Here is a 15,758-nt window from a genome sequence, read left to right as displayed (position 1 = left end):
GATGGCCAGCCGGGCTGGTCTGATTGAAAAGAACAAGCATACTGTGCCCGTTTAGACGGTCCGCATAAAGAGACCCTGCTCATAACACACGCGACGCATCCGCGCAGCGCGCGCCCGCAGACGGGAGGAGCCGACGGCCATGACCACCGCTTTCACCTTCACCACGGTCCCCAAAACCCTGTTCGAGCCGGGATCGAGCGCCCGGCTTGCCGAAAGCGCCGCCCCGGCCCTCAAGGGCGCCAAACGCATCCTCTTTGTCACCGATCAGGGCGTGCTGAAGGCCGGTCTGGCCGATGAGGCGCTGGCCGGCCTGCGCGACGCCGGACTTGACGTGCATGTCTATGACAAGGTCGTCGCCGACCCGCCCGAAAGCACCGTGTTCGAAGCTGTGGCGGAAGGTCAGGAATTCGGCGCGGAGGCCGTGATCGGCTTTGGCGGCGGCAGCCCGATGGACACCGCCAAGGTGGTCGCCCTCCTCTTGTCCGGCGAACAGCCCCTGTCCAACATGTACGGCGTTCAGCAAGTGCGCGCGAAGCGTCCCCCGCTGATCCTGCTGCCCACGACCGCAGGCACCGGGTCCGAGGTGACCAATGTGGCCGTGCTCACCACCGGCGCGACCTCCAAGCGCGGCATCGCGGCCGATCCTCTGTATGCGGATATGGCGATCCTGGACCCGAATCTGACGCTGGGCCTGCCCAAGCATCCCACCGCCTATACCGGCATTGACGCCATGGTCCACGCGATCGAGGCCTTCACGAACCGCCGGTCCAAGAATCCCATGTCGGATGCGCTGGCGCTGACCGCGCTCAAGCTCCTGCATGGCTCGATCCTGCGCGCGTGCGAGGATGGCTCTGACCGGGAAGCGCGCGGCGACATGCTGCTGGGCGCCATGCTGGCGGGGCAGGCCTTCTCCAACTCACCCTGCGCCGGGGTGCACGCCATGGCCTATCCGCTGGGCGGCATGTTCCACGTGCCGCACGGGCTTTCGAACGCGGTCGTGCTGCCGCCAGTGCTGCGCTATAACGCGCCTTCCGCCGAAGATCAGTATGCGGAGATTTCCGCGCATCTGGGCCTGAAGCCGGGCTCCTCGGGGCTGATTGACGAGATGGACCGGATCGCCGAGGCCGTCGGCATTGAGCGTCGCCTGTCCCAGCTGGGCATCAGTCACAATGACGTGCCGAAAATGGCCGAGGACGTGGCCGCCAATGATCGCCTGCTGCCAAACAATCCGCGCGAGATGACCTATGACTCCATCGTCGCGATGTATGAGGAAATCCTGTGAGTTCGGAGCGTCAGGCCCCGGCGACGCGGGCGGACTTCAAACAGTTCGAGCCCATCGAGACCCGCTGGGCGGACAATGATGTCTACGGCCACGTCAACAATGTCGTCTATTACGGCTTCTTCGACACGGCGGTGAACCGGCGGCTGGCCCATGCGGGTTTGCTCGACATCGAGCACGGCGAGACCATCGGCCTCGTGGTGGAAACCGGCTGTCGCTATCATGCCGCCACCGCCTTCCCCGATGCACTGGAAGCCGGCGTACGGGTGGCGCGCATCGGCTCAAGCTCGGTGCGTTATGAGATCGCCATCTTCAAGGAGGGCGAGGACACCGCAGCCGCCGAAGGCTTTTTCGTCCATGTCTATGTGGATCGCGAGACGCGGCGTCCCAGGCCCCTGCCCGATCACTGGCGGGCGGAGCTTGAAGGCTGGATGGTCTAGAACAGGCCCAGCAGAAGCGGCAGGCCGACGATGAAGAAGGCGATGGTGAGCACGAACAGGCTCAATCCCATCATGTAGGTGGTGTGATAGAGACGTCGTTTCTGCTGATAGGGCGTCAAAAGGACGACCGCCGTCGAGGCATTGTCCGCACCGTCCACAAAGTCCGCCAGCTCCGCCAGATCCAGCTGCGCCTTGTCCCCGCCCCAGCGGCGGGACGCGTTGATAGACAGGGTGATAAGCCGGTTGCGGAAGCGGACCGCCGGATCGGGCGACCAGGTCACGGCTCTCAGGCCCAGCTCCATCACCGCCATCGGCGCCAGGATGACCGCCATGACAAACCAGAGCGGGTGCACGATGTCCTGCATGAATGTGCTTGAGACAACCGCAAGCGTCGCCAGAGCAAGAACCCACCAGGGCGCGAGATACCAGCGATACAACCGGACCCAGGCCGATCCTTCAGCCTGGGCTGCGATCTCCTCGCGCAGGTCCGGATTGAGTCCGGCGCGTTCCAGGGCCGCGATTTCCCGCCTGATGAGCATGAACTTCTCCTTTAAGGCGAGTATCGCTAAAAAGTCGTGTCCTCGCAATCCTTCTGCAACCTCATAAAGCTATAAGCAGCCGCGTCTTGGCGGAGCGGGCGCTTCATTGTATCGAGGCGCCCATGCGCACTTTGCAACGTCCCGCCCTTGTCTGGCTCGCCGCCGCTGTCAGCTTCTCGCTGATGGCTGTGGCGGCTCTGATCTGGAGCCTTTGAGAATGGGTCCTGTGGACAGCCTGAAACAGGCGGTGGATGAAGGCCGTCTGCAACCCGACCCCGGTCAGGCCAAGATCGCCGAACACCTGCAGGCGTTGTGTGACGCGCTCAGCGAATGGAATGAAGGCAAGTCGGGCCTGTTTTCCAAGTCCAAACCCGCGCCCAAGGGGCTGTATCTGTATGGCGGGGTGGGCACCGGCAAATCCCTGATGATGGATTTGTTTTTCGAGACCGCTCCGGTGTCGAAAAAGCGCCGCGTGCACTTTCACCAGTTCCTGCAGGAGATCCAGGCGCGCATCACCCATGAGCGCGAGAAGAAGGATTCCGACCCGCTGCCCCGCGTCGCCAAGGCGCTGGCCAAGCAGACGCGCCTCTTATGCTTTGACGAGCTTCAGGTCACCGATGTGGGCGACGCCATGATCCTGGGCCGCCTGTTTGACGGTCTGTTCGCCGAGGGCGTGGTCATGGTCGCCACCTCCAACCGGCATCCGGATGATCTGTACAAGAACGGGCTGAACCGCCAGCTCTTCGAGCCCTTCATCGACCTGATCAAGGACGCGCTGGACGTTCACGAGCTTGATTCCGGCCGCGATTACCGGCTCGAACAGCTCGAGGCGGCGCCGGTCTATTACCATCCGCTGGGGTCAGAGGCGGACTCGGCGATGGACGCCGCCTTCAAGCGCCTGACCCGCGGCGCGAGGGTTCAGACCTGTATTCTGGACGTGAACGGGCGCGAGCTGGTGGTGCCGCGCCAGGCCGCCGGCGTGGCGCGCTTCACCTTTGAAGAGCTCTGCGCCCGACCGCTGGGCCCGGCGGATTACCTGATGGTGGCGGAGACCTTTCACACCGTCATGATTGACCGGGCGCCGCTGCTGACCCCGGACAAACGCGACCAGGCCAAACGCTTCGTCACACTCATCGACGCCTTGTACGAGGTCAGGACCAAGCTGATCATGAGCGCCGCCGCAGAGGCCAGCCAGCTCTACCCCGAAGGCGAGTATGCGTTCGAGTTCCAGCGCACGGTCTCCCGGCTCATCGAGATGGGCGGGCATGCTTATTTGGCCGCGGAACGCCGGCTGGGCGAAGAAGAAAAGCATTCTGCGTCAACCACATGATCAGACTATAGAATTTTGCGATCGCAGCATTCGATTCAATTCATTGGTTGAGATCATGGCTTCCCACTATCTAGCGACGAGTGCGATCTGACGGGGGTGATATGTTTGCTCCCACGATGACGCAGCGCCTTTAGAAGTTGCTGGGAGCAATCACATGAAAACCTTTACAAGCGCCTGTCTCGCCTCCGTCTCCGCTCTTTCCATATTGGCTGGCTCCGCCCACGCCGTGACGCCGCCCGGCTTCGCGCAGAGCGCCGATCCGGACGCCGCGCAAGCCCTGGACGGCCAGCCGCGTTCCAATCAGTTCTGGTGGCCCAACACGCTGGACCTGAGCGAACTGCGCAGCAATGCGTATTCCTCCGAGCTTGAACAGGACGCCGCTGAATATCGCGCCCGGTTCGAGGCGCTCGACCTTGAAGCGGTGAAAAGCGATATCGCGCAGACCCTGACCACGTCCCAGGACTGGTGGCCGGCCGATTACGGCGCCTATATCGGCCTGATGATCCGTCTGGCCTGGCACAGCGCCGGCACCTATCGCGTGGGTGACGGTCGCGGCGGTTCGGACGGCGGACAGATCCGCTTTGATCCGCTGCGCAGCTGGCCCGACAACGGCAATCTGGACAAGGCCCGCCGCCTGCTCTGGCCGGTGAAGGAGAAATATGGCGACGCCCTGTCCTGGTCCGACCTGATCATCCTGTCCGGCAATGTGTCCCTGGAAATGGCCGGTTTTGAGACCCTGGGCTTCGCCGGCGGCCGTGTGGACCATTGGGAGCCCGAAATGGTCTATTGGGGCGCAGAAACCCAGTTCCTGTCCGGCTCGGAGCGCTATGACGAGAACGGCGAAATGGAAGAGCCGCTCGCGGCGTCTGAAATCGGCCTGATCTATGTGAACCCCGAAGGCCCCGGCGGCAATCCGGACATCATGGGCGCGGCGCAGGAAATCCGCACCACCTTCTCGCGCATGGGTATGGACGCTGAAGGCACCGTCGCCCTGATCGTCGGCGGTCACACGCTGGGCAAGGCGCACGGCGCGCGTCCGGCGGCCGATTGCGTCGGTCCCGAACCGGCGGCCGAGGGCGTTGCCGCCCAGGGCATGGGCTGGAGCAATCGCTGCGGCACGGGCGCAGGCCCGGACACCACGACCTCGGGTCTGGAAGGCGCCTGGACCGGCACGCCCATCGCGTGGAGCAACAACTATGTCGAGAACCTGTACAATTTCGAATGGGTTCAGACCGAAAGCCCGGCGGGCGCCATCCAGTGGGTGCCTGAGAACGCCGACGAAGTCCGCTTTGTGCCCGACGCGCACGATCCGGACACCTTCCACCCGCCCGTCATGCAGACCACGGACCTGGCCCTGCGCTATGATCCGGAATATGGCGAGATCACCCGTCGCTGGTTCGAGAATCCGGGCGAGATGGACGCCGCCTTCGCCGAAGCCTGGTTCCAGCTGACTCACCGCGATCTGGGTCCGCTTGATCGCTATGCCGGCTCGGAAGTGCCCGAAGAGACCTTTATCTGGCAGGACCCGCTGCCTGAAGCCGATTACGAGCAGATCGACGCCGAGGATATTGAGCGCCTGGAAGCGATGATCCGCGACACGGATCTGACCCCGTCCGAAATGGTGCGCACCGCATGGGCGTCCGCGTCCACCTTCCGCGACACCGACATGCGCGGCGGCGCCAATGGCGCGCGCATCCGGTTCGCGCCCCAGAATGGCTGGGACGTGAATGACGCCGAAGAGCTCGAGCGTGTGCTCGGCGTGCTCGAAGGCATTCAGTCCGACTTCAACGGCAACGGCCTGATGAACCGCCTGCGCGGCAATCAGACCCGCGTTTCGCTGGCGGACCTGATCGTGCTCGCCGGCGGTGTCGGCATCGAGGACGCGGCAGCGGCCGCGGGCCATGAGGTCGAGGTGCCGTTCACGCCCGGACGCGTTGATGCGCTTGAAGAGCAGACCGATGTCGCATCCTTCGAGTATCTGAACCCGGCGGCCGATGGCTTCCGCAACTATTACAGCGACCGGGCGCGCCTCGAGCCGGCTGCAATGCTGGTTGATCGCGCCGACACGCTGACCCTGACGGTGCCGGAAATGACCGTGCTCGTCGGCGGCATGCGGGCGCTGGACGCCAATGCCGGCGGCGCCGAGCATGGCGTGCTCACCGACACGCCCGGCGAGCTGAGCAATGACTTCTTCACCAACCTGCTCGACCTATCGACCCGCTGGGCCGAGTCTGAAACCGAAGAGGGCGTTTACATCGGCACGGACGTGTCCTCAGGCGAGACCCGCTGGACCGCCACCGAAGTGGACCTGATCTTCGGCTCCAATCCGGAACTGCGGGCCGTGGCCGAGCACTATGCCGTCACGGGCGCGGAAGAGCGCTTCGTGAACGACTTCGTCGCAGCCTGGGTCAAGGTGATGGAGCTTGACCGCTTCGATCTCGACAACGCGTAAGCTGTAAGACGCATGACCGACGGCGGCGCAGTGAAAGCTGCGCCGCCGTTTGCATTTGAAGCCAGCCCGGACCGCCGGATCATCAAACGCCCGACCACGCTGGCGGGTGACGCAGGCGGGTTCGACGTGCACACTCCACGGACACTGAGATGACCGAGGAGATGCCTGATGACCTGTAAGCGCCGCCTCTTCGCCCTGACCCTGGCCCTGCCCGTTCTGGCCATGACCGCCTGTTCGCCCGAAAGCGGAACCGGCATGGCGTCCGAACCGGTTGCGGCCGAGACCTTGTCCGAGCAGGAATTCGAGATCAGCGTCAGCTATGACGCCAGCGGCTATTATCTGCCCAATAGCGCGGTTACAGCAGGCGGCTGGACCGTGAACCATCTCTTCATCGGCCACAGCACCGATTTCGAGCTGTGGCGCGAAGCCGGCGCAACGCCCGTGGAGATTCCGGTCTGGCTGAGCCTCGATCCGGTGGATGGGGAGACGGCGGTCAACGAGCTGGGACAGACCTATTTCGTCGGCAATCGCCGGATCCGGCCCTCCAGCTTCACCCTGACGGACGGCGCTTTCGAGTTCCGCGCACGGGACGAAACGCTCGGCCAGGTCATCATTTCGGGCCGCATCCAGCCTGAATACCTGCACGTGCCCGGCGAGACGCCCCACGACAACGCCGCCGCGCTGACAGTCGGCGTGGAAATGGATGAAGAGCGCTTTCGCAACACCAGTTTCATGCACTGGCTGGGCGACTGACAGGGGTGTGAGCGGTCTTCTCCCTTCTGCGCATTGCACTTCTGCGCCGAGGGGCGTAAATCAGGCCCACCTGTCTTCGCGCCTGCATCAAAGGCGCGCCCCCTCTAAGGCTTGAGGAGTACTTCCATGGCTCGCAAAAAGATCGCCCTTATCGGCGCCGGCATGATCGGCGGCACCCTGGCTCACATCGCTGCTCGTGAAGAGCTGGGCGATGTGGTGCTGATGGACCTCAATGAGGGCACGGCAAAAGGCAAGGCGCTGGATCTGTGCGAAGCCAGCCCGGTCTTCGGCAAGGACAGCCATCTGACCGGCGGCTCGGTGGAGGACTATTCCGCCATTGAAGGCGCGGATGTGTGCATCGTCACCGCCGGCGTGCCGCGCAAGCCGGGCATGTCCCGCGACGACCTTCTGGAAATCAACCTCAAGGTCATGAAAGCGGTTGGCGAAGGCATCAAGAAATACGCCCCGAACGCCTTCGTGATCTGCATCACCAACCCGCTGGACGCCATGGTCTGGGCGCTGCGCGAATTCTCCGGCCTGCCCCACAACAAGGTGGTCGGCATGGCGGGCGTTCTGGACGCCGCGCGCTTCCGCTGGTTCCTGGCTGAAGAGTTTGACGTCTCGGTCGAAGACGTCACCGCCTTTGTCATGGGCGGCCATGGCGACACCATGGTGCCGCTGACCCGCTATTCCACCATCGCCGGCATCCCGGTGCCGGACATGGTCAAGATGGGCTGGTCCACCGATGAGAAGATCGACTCCATCGTGGACCGTACCCGCAAGGGCGGCGGCGAGATCGTCGGCCTGCTGGGCAATGGTTCGGCGTTCTACGCGCCGGCGGAAAGCGCCATCGCCATGGCGAAATCCTATCTCAACGACAAGAAACGCGTCCTGCCCTGCGCCGCGCACCTGACCGGCCAGTTCGGCGTGGACGGCCTGTATGTGGGCGTGCCGATCCAGATCGGCGCCAATGGCGTTGAGAAGGTTGTCGAGATCGAGCTGAACAAGGACGAACAAGAAATGTTCGACCATTCGGTCGATTCCGTGAAAGGCCTTGTGGAAGCGTGCAAGAAGATTGATCCCAGCCTGGCCTAAAGGTCTGGTCGATCCGGTGTAAAAACCCCCGGGGCCAGACCGGCCCCGGGGGTTTTTCTTTGTCTGAGCCTGCGTCATTGTGCAGAGCAATATCATCTGAAGGAGAGATCCATGGGTCTCAACGTCGCCGTTCTGGGCGCCACGGGCGCTGTCGGTCAGGAAATGCTGACCATCCTCGAGGAACGCCTCTTCCCTGCCGAAACCGTGTATGCGCTGGCCAGCCGAAAATCGGTGGGCCGCGAAGTCTCCTATGGCGACAAGACCCTGACCATCAAGGATGCGGATACGTTCGACTATTCCACCGTCGACATCGTGCTGATGAGCGCGGGCGGGGATGTGTCGCGCGAGATGTCGCCGAAGATCGCCAAGGCCGGCGCGCTCGTCATCGACAATTCCAGCGCCTGGCGCATGGACCCGGACGTGCCGCTGGTCGTGCCCGAAGTGAACCCGGACACGCTTGATCAGCGCCCGAGCAAGAACATCATCGCCAATCCCAATTGCTCCACCATCCAGACCGTGGTGGCGCTGAAACCCATCCATGATGCGGCGGGCATTCTGCGGGCGAACTGTTCCACCTATCAGTCCACCTCTGGCGGCGGCCGCGAGGCGATGGACGAGCTGTGGAACCAGACCAAGGCGATCTACGTCAACGATCCGATCGAGCCGGAAGCCTTCCCCAAGCAGATCGCCTTCAACGTCATCCCAAAGATCGACGTCTTCATGGAAGACGGCGCGACCAAGGAAGAGTGGAAGATGACGGTCGAGACCAAGAAGATCCTCGACCCCAAGATCAAGCTGTTCGCCACCTGCGCCCGCGTGCCGGTGTTTGTCGGCCATTGCGTCGCCGCCCATCTGGAGCTGGAGAAGGAGCTGTCCGCCGAGGACGCCCGCAACCTGCTGCGTGAAGCGCCGGGCCTGATGGTGATCGACCGCGCCGAAGAAGACGATCCGCAATTCGTCACCCCGGTGGAAAGCGTGGGTGAATTCGCCACCTTTGTCAGTCGCATCCGCAACGACCCCACCGTCGAGAACGGCCTGGCCATGTGGATCGTGTCGGACAATCTGCGCAAGGGCGCCGCGCTCAACGCCGTCCAGATCGCCGAAGTGGTGGTCAACAAGGGCTGGCTGAAGCAGTAGCGCTGATTTCCCCTCTCCCCCTTTGAAGGGGGAGAGGGACGCTCACCCCGGCTCGGCGCTACGCTGGGCCGGGGTTTCACCTTCTGGACAACACTCACCTCTCGGCCTTCGGGCCTGACCCGGAGGCCCATGGGTCCCCGGATCAAGTCTAAGGACCGAGCGGGATGGGCTCTACCGCACCTTTGACAGCGCCAGATCGCGGGCCAGCCGCAGCTCCGCATCGGCGGTGTTTTCCAGCACGAAATGATCGACCGAGAGATCGAGCTCCAATGCGCGAATGGCGGCGGCCTGGGCTTCCCATTGGCCGCCCACGGGCCAGCTGCAGCCCTCTGAGGGAAAGGCGGATACGCGCAGCGGCAGTGAGCCTGTCAGGCAGGCATAGGCTTCAAAAGGCTTCTCGATCGCTTCGGGTACATGGATCGGGCTGATCGGCACGCCGTCATAGATCTCGCCGCGATCCTCGGTGCCGTTCATGATGGCGTAGTCGCGCGCGGTCAGAAGCGTCGCCCAGACCCTTACCGAGCCGCTAGGGCGCTCCACCAGGGTCGCCGGGATCGAGCCATAGACCGCAATGCGGTTGGCGTAGGCGACTACATGATCGGGCACGCTGATCTGGATCACCGGAATGGCGACGTCATCGAGATGGTCGCGGAATTTGCGGCGTAACTGCGCGGGCGCGGCGTTCGAACCCACCGCCGCCACGGCGTGATAGGCGCCGCGTTCAAACTCCGAAAGGCGCTGTTCGCCTAGCGCGGTCGCCATGCGCATCGGCCCCTTGGCGTGATCAATGATCCAGTCGCCGAACCCGCCGCTGGTCTGCATCAGCGGCCAGGTCGCGCCATCGAGAAAGATGAAGGGCGTTTGCGGGCGCGGGAAGGGATAGCTGAGCGCCCATTGCAGATGCAGGGTGTCGGTATCGATCATGGGGCGCTTCCTTCCTCGAGCTTGCTCTGCCGTCATCCCGGCCTTGAGCCGGGATCCACCCGTTTCGTTTCTGTGATCAGAACAGAGTGGTTCCGGTAGATCCCGGATCGCTTCGCGTCCGGGATGACAATCACAGGGCGGTTTCAATCACCCCCGCTTGGCTTCCACCCAGTCGATCAGCAGCGCCGACACATCCACGCCGGAGAAGCGGCGCAATTCCTGGATGCCGGTGGGGGAGGTGACATTGATCTCGGTGAGGTAATCGCCAATCACGTCAATGCCCACAAAGACGAGGCCGCGGCGTTTGAGCTCCGGCCCGATGATGCGGCAAATCTCGAGATCACGCTCGGTGAGATCGGACTGAATGGCCTGACCGCCCACATGCATGTTGGCGCGCACCTCGCCCTCGGCCGGCACCCGGTTGATCGCGCCTACAGGTTCGCCATCGACCAGGATCACGCGCTTGTCGCCATTGCGAACGTCCGGAACAAAGGCCTGCGCCATCAATGGATCACGGCTGGTCTGACCGAACAGCTCCACCAGCGAGGCGATATTCTCGGCGCTGTCGCGAATGCGGAACACGCCGGCCCCGCCATTGCCGAACAGCGGCTTGACGATGATGTCGCGGTCATGGCGCTCGAAGAAGTCGCGGATCTCTTTTTCCGAGCTGGTGATCAGCGTCGGCGGCATCACACCTTCAAACGTGGTGACGAACAGTTTTTCGGGCGTATCGCGCACATGGCGCGGATCATTGACCACCAGAACCTCGGGCATGAGATGCTCGAGCATGTGGGTGGTGGTGATATAGCTCATGTCAAAGGGCGGATCCTGACGCAGGAAGACCGCATCCACCGTGTGCAGGTCCAGCACTTCGGGCTCGGCCAGGGTGACATGCTCGCCCTGCACCCGCTGCAGCGTCTTCACCCGCTGCGCCGTCGCGCGCACCATGCCGTTCTCAAGGCTGAGATCTTTGGGCTCATACACCCAGATCTCATGGCCGCGCCCAAAAGCCTCCAGCGCAATGTCAAAGGTGGAGTCCGCGTTCACATTGACGGCGGTGATGGGATCCATCTGGAAAGCAATCGTCAGCATGGGAAGCCTTTCGGGCAGAGGCGGGATCAATGGCCTGACAGGTAGGGGATGGCGGGGGAGAATGGAAGTCAGCAGACTCCACAATCGCGCTTTCCCTTGACTCTTCGCGCCCCCCCGCGTAAACGCCCACGCTTCACGCAAGCGTCTTTCCGCTTGCCTTACCCGCACACGGCGTCCTGCACAGATCAGGAGTGAACGCCCGGAGGCGGGCGAGGTCCCCCGCTCGACGAAGGCTCGTCCAGTGGGGCGGTTGCGGCGTGCGCGTTTCACACACACCTTGTTGGGTGTGACCAGAAGCGGACCAGGGCAGGCGAACACATGTTCGACTCACTTTCAGAACGGCTTTCCGGCGTCTTTGACAGCCTGACCGGGCGCGGCGCGCTCTCGGAAAAGGATGTGGACGCCGCGCTGCGCGAGATCCGCGTGGCGCTGCTGGAGGCCGACGTCGCCCTGCCGGCTGTGAAGGATTTCACCGCCAAGGTGCGCGAGAAGGCGATCGGCGAAGAGGTGATCCGCTCGGTCAGCCCCGGCCAGCAGGTCATCAAGATCGTCCATGACGGTCTGGTGGAGCTTCTGGGCGGCGACGGCGAACCCGAGGGTCTGAACCTCACCGGCGAGCCGCCCGTGGCGATCCTGATGGCCGGTCTTCAGGGTTCGGGTAAAACCACCACCACCGCCAAGCTCGCCAAGCGCATTTCCGAGCGTGAAAAGAAAAAAGTCCTCGTCGCCTCGCTCGACACCCGCCGTCCGGCGGCCATGGAGCAATTGGCGCAGATGGCCGAGAAGGCCGGCGTGAACTGCCTGCCCATCGTGGCGGGCCAGTCCGCGGTGGAGATCGCCAAGCGCGCCATGAGCGCAGGCCGCCTTCAGGGCTATGACGTGGTGATCCTCGACACCGCGGGCCGCACTTCCATCGATGAAGAGATGATGGGCGAAGCGGCCAAGATCGCCGAAGTGGCGCGGCCGCGCGAAACCCTTCTGGTGGCGGACAGCCTGACCGGTCAGGACGCGGTGGAGACCGCCAAGCGCTTTGACGCGCGTCTGAAGCTGACCGGCCTGGTGCTGACCCGGATGGATGGTGATGGCCGCGGCGGCGCCGCGCTGTCCATGCGTTGGGTCACGGGCCTGCCGATCAAGTTCCTGGGCGTCTCTGAAAAGGTTGATGGCCTGGACGCCTTTGACGCCAAGCGTCTGGCGGGCCGCATTCTCGGGCGCGGCGACATCGTCTCGCTGGTGGAGAAAGCCGCCGCCGAGGTCGATCACGAGAAGGCTGAACGCCTCGCCAAGAAAATGGCGAAGGGCAAGTTCGATCTCGACGACATGGCCGACCAGTTGCGCCAGCTCCAGAAAATGGGCGGCATTTCCGGCATGATGGGTTTCCTGCCGGGCATGAACAAGGCGGCGAAGGCCCAGATGGCCAATGCCGGCTTCGACGACAAGGCGCTCAAGCGCCAGGAAGCGATCATCCAGTCGATGACCCGCGAAGAGCGCGCCAAGCCCGAGCTTCTCAAGGCCAGCCGCAAGCGCCGCATCGCCATGGGCTCGGGCGTCGAAGTGCCGGATGTGAACAAGCTTTTGAAAATGCACCGCCAGATGGCGGACATGATGAAGAAGATGGGCAAGAAGGGCAAAAAAGGGGGTTTCCCCGGCATGCCTGGAATGGGCGGCGGAATGCCAGGTATGGGGGGCGGCATGCCGCCGGGCCTCGATGGCGCCGCCAAGGATCTTCTCAAAGGACAAGCGCCCAAGGGCGCAGACCTGCCGGGGCTGGGCGGCCCAGGCAACCAGGGCCTGCCAGGCATTGGCGGGCCGTTGGGGCCGGATGGCCTTCCGCTCGGCCTCTCAAAGAAAAAATGACCTCAAAGGACCACAACCATGTCTGTTAAAATTCGTCTCGCCCGCGGCGGCGCCAAGAAGCGTCCGTACTACCGCATCGTCGTCACCGACTCGCGCATGCCGCGCGATGGCCGCTTCATCGAGAAGATCGGCCACTACAACCCGATGCTGCCGAAAGACCACGAGAACCGCGTGGCCGTCGACGCCGAGAAAGCCGCCGAGTGGATCAAGAAAGGCGCTCAGCCGTCTGACCGCGTCGCGCGCTTCCTGAAAGACGCCGGCGTCTATGAATGGTCCCACGGCAACAACCCGAAAAAGGGCGAGCCGGGCGAGAAAGCCAAAGAGCGCGCCGCTGAACGCGCCGAGAAGGAAGAAGCCAAGAAGGCGGCTGAAGCTGAAGCCGCTGCGGCTCCGGCTGAAGAAGAAGCCCCGGCCGAAGAGGCTGCGGCTGAAGAAGAAAAGTCCGAATAGGACCTTTTCCTTCAGAGATTTGATCAACCCCGCCGTGGAAACGCGGCGGGGTTTTTCACATCTGGAGTCAGCGTTTTGCCCCGCAATCTGACTCTTCCCGCTTTGCCGGTCGTCGCATTTGTTCTATTTTTGTTCCGTAGCGGACAGCCGCCTGCGGAACACGAACCATGCGCAAGCCAGAGACCATCGAACAGCTCTATCTCGACTTTGACAGCTTCTTTGCGAGCGTCGAGCAATACGCCGATCCGCGCCTGCGGGGCCGCCCGGTCGGGGTGATCCCCATGAAGGGCGCGCGCAATACCTGCATCATCGCCGCCTCCAAGGAAGCCAAGGCGAAGGGCGCCAGCTCGGTGATGACCGTGCGCGAGGCGCGCGAGGCCGTGCCCGACATGATCCTGGTGGATCAGAAGCCTGACCTCTATCGCCGCATGCATGCGGTAATGGTGGCCGAGATCCGGGCCGTGCTGCCCATTGGCGCGGTGAAATCCATTGACGAGCTGACCTGCAAGCTCGATGCGCGCGCCATCGCCGACCCTGAAGGCGTCTCGAACGCCATCAAGGCGCGCATTGCGGCCGAAACCGACGGCGTCGTCACCTGCTCGATCGGCATGGCGCCCAACCGTTTTCTCGCCAAGATGGCCTGCAAGCTGGGCAAACCCGACGGTTTGACCATCTGGCGGCCCGAGGATTTGCCGGGACCGCTTCTCAAACGCCCGCTCGATGAGGCGCCGGGCATTGGCTCGTCCATGCGCAAGCGCCTTCTGAAGGCCGGCGTGGCGGACATGAAGGCGCTCTGGGCCATGCAGCCCAAGCAGATGCGCGCCCTGTGGCGCAATGTGGGGGGCGAACGCTTCTGGTACGCCCTGCACGGCTATGCGGTCCATGCCGAGCCCGCCAAGCGGCGCATGTATGGCCATGGCCGCGTGCTGCCGCCCAGCCATCGCAGCTGGCCCAGCGCCTATGACTGCGCGCGACTGCTGACGGTGAAGGCCGCCCGCCGCATGCGCCGCGATGGCCGCACCGCCGGGCGCATGGGTTTGTGGCTGCGCCATATCGAGGGCGGGTGGAGCGGAGAATTGCCGCTGCACAGCGCTCGCACCGACCGCGACTGCCTCAAGGCGCTCGACACGCTGTGGGCCGCCGCCCAGCGGGCTGATCCGCGCGCGCGGCCCATGCGGGCGGGCATGTATCTGGCGGACCTTGATGATCCCGGCGTCACCCAGACCGACTGGCTGGTGGAGGACAATGCCGAGGATCGCGCCCGCCGCAACGCGCTGCAGGACGCCATCGACTCGATCAACAGCCGCTACGCCAAGTCGCTGGTGACCCAGGGCGTCTGGACCCCGCCGCCCGGCGGCTATGCCGGCGGCAAGATCGCTTTCACACGCATTCCCTATGCCGAGGACTTCTGGTGATGACCTGGAAAACCGAACTCCGCCTTGACGACCTGCCCCCGCACAGCCGGCTGGAGGCCTTCTGCAAGTCCTGCAGCGCGGCGCGCTATTACACCGTGCAGGAATTGCTGGCCCGCCGCGCGCTGGCGCATGCCCATCTCGATGAGGTGGAAACCGCCTTGAAATGCGCCCAGCCCGGCTGCGGTGGAGCCGTGGCGCTCTATGAAGTCAATTCGGGCGAGACCGAAGCCTTTCAGGGCGGCATGCCCTAGGAGGCGATCCATCCCTCTCCCCTTTTTGAGGGGAGAGGTTAGGTGAGGGGTAAGCGGCGTTTCAGTCTTTAGAGATGGAAGACATTGAAGCGCACCCCCTCACCCGGCCTCTCCCCCTTATTCAAGGGGGAGAGGGGAAGCACGCGCAGCGCCCATCTTGAGCCGGCGCGCATCTTTGGGCACAGAGAGCGCAGAAAAGGATCCCGCCATGCCCGCACCCAAAGAAGAGCTTGTCGTCATCGCCGCTGTCGCGGGCGCCCACGGGGTGCGCGGGGACGCCAAGCTCAAGCCCTTCGGCGACGCTGCCCAAGTGTGCAGCTATGGCCCCTTCCTCGATAAATCGGGCAATGTGATCCTGACCCCGACCCAGGCCAAACCCGGCCCCAATGGCACGGTGATCGTCCGGTTGAAGGAACGCCTCACCCGCGAGCAGGTGCAGGCCATGAAGGGCACGCTCCTGCATGTGCCCCACAGCGCCCTGCCCGAGCTTGACGAGGACGAGTTCTATTATTCCGACCTCATCGGCCTCGACGTGGAGAACCTTGAGGGCGAGACGCTGGGCAAGATCAAGTCGGTGCAGGATTTCGGCGCGGGTGATCTTCTGGAAATCTCCGGCCCGGACGGGGTCTGGTTCCTGCCCTTCACCAAGGACGCCGCCCCTCATGTGGACCTGAAAGCGGGCAAGCTCGTCGCCAATCCGCCCGAGGTGATCGAGGGTGATGAAAAGGATGGCGACTAACTGCC

General features: G+C 63.8%; 16 protein-coding genes. 13 read left to right on the top strand and 3 right to left on the bottom strand.

Annotation, left to right across the window (positions count from 1 at the left end; genetic code table 11):
- The first annotated feature begins 139 nt into the window (after nucleotides 1-139).
- The gene (locus RBA95_RS02065; RefSeq protein WP_306015133.1) at nucleotides 140-1,282 is read left to right on the top strand and encodes an iron-containing alcohol dehydrogenase; all 1,143 of its coding nucleotides are present in this window, start codon (nucleotides 140-142) and stop codon (nucleotides 1,280-1,282) included.
- A complete protein-coding gene (locus tag RBA95_RS02060; protein ID WP_306015132.1) occupies nucleotides 1,279-1,719 on the top strand; it encodes a thioesterase family protein in 441 nt (146 codons plus the stop codon). The genes RBA95_RS02065 and RBA95_RS02060 overlap by 4 nt, the downstream gene beginning before the upstream one ends.
- Here RBA95_RS02060 and RBA95_RS02055 read toward each other — a convergent pair.
- On the bottom strand, nucleotides 1,716-2,258 hold the full coding sequence (locus tag RBA95_RS02055; RefSeq protein ID WP_306015131.1) for a hypothetical protein: 543 nt from the start codon (nucleotides 2,256-2,258) through the stop codon (nucleotides 1,716-1,718). The two genes, RBA95_RS02060 and RBA95_RS02055, sit on opposite strands and share 4 nt — an antisense overlap.
- Before the next feature lie 217 nt (nucleotides 2,259-2,475).
- Here RBA95_RS02055 and zapE point away from each other — a divergent pair, with 217 nt between their 5' ends.
- From zapE to RBA95_RS02025, 6 genes are all read left to right on the top strand, one after another.
- A complete protein-coding gene (gene zapE / locus RBA95_RS02050; RefSeq protein ID WP_306015130.1) occupies nucleotides 2,476-3,588 on the top strand; it encodes a cell division protein ZapE in 1,113 nt (370 codons plus the stop codon).
- A 154-nt stretch (nucleotides 3,589-3,742) separates the two neighbouring features.
- Nucleotides 3,743-6,040 carry a catalase/peroxidase HPI gene (gene katG / locus RBA95_RS02045; protein ID WP_306015129.1) on the top strand — a complete coding sequence of 766 codons (2,298 nt, stop codon included), beginning with the start codon at nucleotides 3,743-3,745 and terminating at the stop codon, nucleotides 6,038-6,040.
- Between the two features lie 12 nt (nucleotides 6,041-6,052).
- On the top strand, nucleotides 6,053-6,193 hold the full coding sequence (locus tag RBA95_RS02040) for a hypothetical protein (protein ID WP_306015128.1): 141 nt from the start codon (nucleotides 6,053-6,055) through the stop codon (nucleotides 6,191-6,193).
- Nucleotides 6,194-6,208: 15 nt separating this feature from the next.
- The gene (locus RBA95_RS02035; RefSeq protein WP_306015127.1) at nucleotides 6,209-6,793 is read left to right on the top strand and encodes a hypothetical protein; all 585 of its coding nucleotides are present in this window, start codon (nucleotides 6,209-6,211) and stop codon (nucleotides 6,791-6,793) included.
- A gap of 126 nt (nucleotides 6,794-6,919) precedes the next feature.
- Nucleotides 6,920-7,888 carry a malate dehydrogenase gene (gene mdh, locus RBA95_RS02030; RefSeq protein ID WP_306015126.1) on the top strand — a complete coding sequence of 323 codons (969 nt, stop codon included), beginning with the start codon at nucleotides 6,920-6,922 and terminating at the stop codon, nucleotides 7,886-7,888.
- Between the two features lie 111 nt (nucleotides 7,889-7,999).
- Nucleotides 8,000-9,025: an aspartate-semialdehyde dehydrogenase gene (locus tag RBA95_RS02025; protein WP_306015125.1), complete on the top strand. Its 1,026-nt coding sequence runs from the start codon at nucleotides 8,000-8,002 to the stop codon at nucleotides 9,023-9,025.
- Nucleotides 9,026-9,196: 171 nt separating this feature from the next.
- Here the strand turns inward: RBA95_RS02025 and RBA95_RS02020 are convergent, their stop codons facing one another.
- The gene (locus tag RBA95_RS02020) at nucleotides 9,197-9,949 is read right to left on the bottom strand and encodes a hypothetical protein (RefSeq protein ID WP_306015124.1); all 753 of its coding nucleotides are present in this window, start codon (nucleotides 9,947-9,949) and stop codon (nucleotides 9,197-9,199) included.
- A 147-nt stretch (nucleotides 9,950-10,096) separates the two neighbouring features.
- Nucleotides 10,097-11,041 (bottom strand): glutathione synthase, encoded by a 945-nt coding sequence (gene gshB, locus RBA95_RS02015; protein WP_306015123.1) that lies wholly within the window; start codon nucleotides 11,039-11,041, stop codon nucleotides 10,097-10,099.
- Between the two features lie 318 nt (nucleotides 11,042-11,359).
- On the opposite strand from gshB, the gene ffh reads away from it, so the two are divergent.
- The 5 genes from ffh (at nucleotide 11,360) to rimM (ending at nucleotide 15,753) form a co-directional block, all read left to right on the top strand.
- Nucleotides 11,360-12,898, top strand: coding sequence for a signal recognition particle protein (gene ffh / locus RBA95_RS02010; protein WP_306015122.1), 1,539 nt, complete (start codon nucleotides 11,360-11,362; stop codon nucleotides 12,896-12,898).
- 18 nt (nucleotides 12,899-12,916) lie between these two features.
- Nucleotides 12,917-13,348: a 30S ribosomal protein S16 gene (gene rpsP / locus RBA95_RS14510; RefSeq protein ID WP_371933569.1), complete on the top strand. Its 432-nt coding sequence runs from the start codon at nucleotides 12,917-12,919 to the stop codon at nucleotides 13,346-13,348.
- Between the two features lie 167 nt (nucleotides 13,349-13,515).
- Nucleotides 13,516-14,763, top strand: coding sequence for a type VI secretion protein ImpB (locus RBA95_RS02000; protein WP_306015121.1), 1,248 nt, complete (start codon nucleotides 13,516-13,518; stop codon nucleotides 14,761-14,763).
- Nucleotides 14,763-15,014: a hypothetical protein gene (locus RBA95_RS01995; RefSeq protein ID WP_306015119.1), complete on the top strand. Its 252-nt coding sequence runs from the start codon at nucleotides 14,763-14,765 to the stop codon at nucleotides 15,012-15,014. The genes RBA95_RS02000 and RBA95_RS01995 overlap by 1 nt, the downstream gene beginning before the upstream one ends.
- Nucleotides 15,015-15,222: 208 nt before the next feature.
- Nucleotides 15,223-15,753, top strand: a complete 531-nt coding sequence (gene rimM / locus RBA95_RS01990; RefSeq protein WP_306015118.1) for a ribosome maturation factor RimM — start codon at nucleotides 15,223-15,225, stop codon at nucleotides 15,751-15,753.
- The last annotated feature ends 5 nt before the right edge of the window (nucleotides 15,754-15,758 follow it).

It is taken from the genome of Oceanicaulis sp. MMSF_3324 (genome assembly GCF_030733545.1).
In the GTDB taxonomy this organism is placed as follows: Bacteria; Pseudomonadota; Alphaproteobacteria; order Caulobacterales; family Maricaulaceae; genus Oceanicaulis.
The sequence above is the reverse complement of the archived record's forward strand: the minus strand, read 5'-3'. Positions and strand labels throughout refer to the sequence as shown.

What these genes read in the sequence shown, in the direction of transcription:
- RBA95_RS02035 (WP_306015127.1), top strand. Translation starts at nt 6,209, where the DNA reads ATGACCTGTAAGCGCCGCCTCTTCGCCCTGACCCTGGCCCTGCCCGTT.
- RBA95_RS01995 (WP_306015119.1), top strand. Translation starts at nt 14,763, where the DNA reads ATGACCTGGAAAACCGAACTCCGCCTTGACGACCTGCCCCCGCACAGC.
- ffh (WP_306015122.1), top strand. Translation starts at nt 11,360, where the DNA reads ATGTTCGACTCACTTTCAGAACGGCTTTCCGGCGTCTTTGACAGCCTG.
- rimM (WP_306015118.1), top strand. Translation starts at nt 15,223, where the DNA reads ATGCCCGCACCCAAAGAAGAGCTTGTCGTCATCGCCGCTGTCGCGGGC.
- gshB (WP_306015123.1), bottom strand. Translation starts at nt 11,041, where the DNA reads ATGCTGACGATTGCTTTCCAGATGGATCCCATCACCGCCGTCAATGTG.
- RBA95_RS02065 (WP_306015133.1), top strand. Translation starts at nt 140, where the DNA reads ATGACCACCGCTTTCACCTTCACCACGGTCCCCAAAACCCTGTTCGAG.
- RBA95_RS02040 (WP_306015128.1), top strand. Translation starts at nt 6,053, where the DNA reads ATGACCGACGGCGGCGCAGTGAAAGCTGCGCCGCCGTTTGCATTTGAA.
- zapE (WP_306015130.1), top strand. Translation starts at nt 2,476, where the DNA reads ATGGGTCCTGTGGACAGCCTGAAACAGGCGGTGGATGAAGGCCGTCTG.
- RBA95_RS02025 (WP_306015125.1), top strand. Translation starts at nt 8,000, where the DNA reads ATGGGTCTCAACGTCGCCGTTCTGGGCGCCACGGGCGCTGTCGGTCAG.
- rpsP (WP_371933569.1), top strand. Translation starts at nt 12,917, where the DNA reads ATGTCTGTTAAAATTCGTCTCGCCCGCGGCGGCGCCAAGAAGCGTCCG.
- katG (WP_306015129.1), top strand. Translation starts at nt 3,743, where the DNA reads ATGAAAACCTTTACAAGCGCCTGTCTCGCCTCCGTCTCCGCTCTTTCC.
- RBA95_RS02000 (WP_306015121.1), top strand. Translation starts at nt 13,516, where the DNA reads ATGCGCAAGCCAGAGACCATCGAACAGCTCTATCTCGACTTTGACAGC.
- mdh (WP_306015126.1), top strand. Translation starts at nt 6,920, where the DNA reads ATGGCTCGCAAAAAGATCGCCCTTATCGGCGCCGGCATGATCGGCGGC.
- RBA95_RS02055 (WP_306015131.1), bottom strand. Translation starts at nt 2,258, where the DNA reads ATGCTCATCAGGCGGGAAATCGCGGCCCTGGAACGCGCCGGACTCAAT.
- RBA95_RS02020 (WP_306015124.1), bottom strand. Translation starts at nt 9,949, where the DNA reads ATGATCGATACCGACACCCTGCATCTGCAATGGGCGCTCAGCTATCCC.